Here is a 1,244-nt window from a genome sequence, read left to right on the forward strand (position 1 = left end):
CATAAACTGTTGTTAGGTATTGGCGAAGTTGCTATAGTTAAATGAGTAAAAAAATTAATAATTTAAGGATTCCGATATGAGCTTACTAGGTGGTAATGATTTAAAAGAACAGCAGAAGATTAATGAGCTTGAGCTTAAAATAAATAGAGAGAAGCAGAAGCTAGATAAGAAGCTGACACGGCAAAAAATTCTACTGGGTGCTTTTCTTGTAGATGCTTTAGAGAATGATTCAGTAGAAGGTCTAAAGGAATATACAGCCGATAATCTAATAAACTTCCTGACCAGACAGACGGATAAGGATTTGATGGCAGATTTGGTAAAAGGGCTTGGCGGTAAGGTTGAGACTAACTGATGACTGATTTAAATATAAGAATTATTATATTCACTTCCCTATTAGTGAGTCTTGTTGGGTGTGTAAGTATACCTCAAAGCAAAAAGTCTGAGTTGTTTACATATATACCTACCAATAATCCTGAGGTAGCGATACAAAAACTTGGTTATTTGACAGAAGTTGAGGGGTGTTTGCAGTATCGATATAGAGGTCAGATTAAAACACCTATTTTTCCTGATGGTAAATCTTTTTGGAATAAGGAGCTAGGCACTATTACCGTAGGTGAAAACACCATTAAACTTGATGAGCTATTTAGCTACGGCGGAACTGGAATAGTTTCTGAGTCTGAATTGGTTTCTGCACCTAACTCTAAGTGTATGTTGACTGATAAGGTTAAATTGTCGTCAGTAGATTCTCATTCAGAAGATATAACCATGAACCCAAAATACAAATATTCAAGTTTTACTGTTCCTAATATTGATTCTAAATTTAATTCAGGAGTATTCACTTATCAACCTGATCAGACTGCCAAAATAGAGCAGATAGGTACAATTCAAGATATGGGAAAGCCTAACTGCCTATACTTTTTAAACGGTTCAGAAGTTGCAACTCCTGTATTTCCTAAAGGTACGGTATGGAATAAAGACTCCAATACTATAACTATGTCTGACTCAACAATTAAAATAGGAGCAGATAATAAGATTACAGTTCAAACTACTGGTGCTTTACCTTCTAATTCTATGAGTTTTTTGACTGTTGGGGATAGTGATTGCCTAGAGTTACTGACGCTTCCTATTCAAAAAATAATTTCCTAGTTATTGTTTAACTTATAACTATGGAGAACCAGTCATATATTTTCACTGGTTCGGTTCCCTAGTGAGGACTTGAACCTTTGGCTGTGGGCTATATACGA

The 1,244-nt window shown here is 35.3% G+C and carries 2 protein-coding genes; both read left to right on the forward strand.

Annotation, left to right across the window (positions count from 1 at the left end):
* Nucleotides 1–76: 76 nt before the first annotated feature.
* Nucleotides 77–352 carry a mobilization protein MobS gene (locus Q7C21_RS22115; protein ID WP_305936169.1) on the forward strand — a complete coding sequence of 92 codons (276 nt, stop codon included), beginning with the start codon at nucleotides 77–79 and terminating at the stop codon, nucleotides 350–352.
* Nucleotides 352–1,146: a hypothetical protein gene (locus Q7C21_RS22120; protein WP_305936170.1), complete on the forward strand. Its 795-nt coding sequence runs from the start codon at nucleotides 352–354 to the stop codon at nucleotides 1,144–1,146. The genes Q7C21_RS22115 and Q7C21_RS22120 overlap by 1 nt, the downstream gene beginning before the upstream one ends.
* Nucleotides 1,147–1,244 lie beyond the last annotated feature (98 nt).

The sequence above is a fragment of the Pantoea sp. ANP04 genome, from assembly GCF_041982285.1.
GTDB classification, from domain to species: Bacteria; Pseudomonadota; Gammaproteobacteria; order Enterobacterales; family Enterobacteriaceae; genus Pantoea; species Pantoea eucalypti.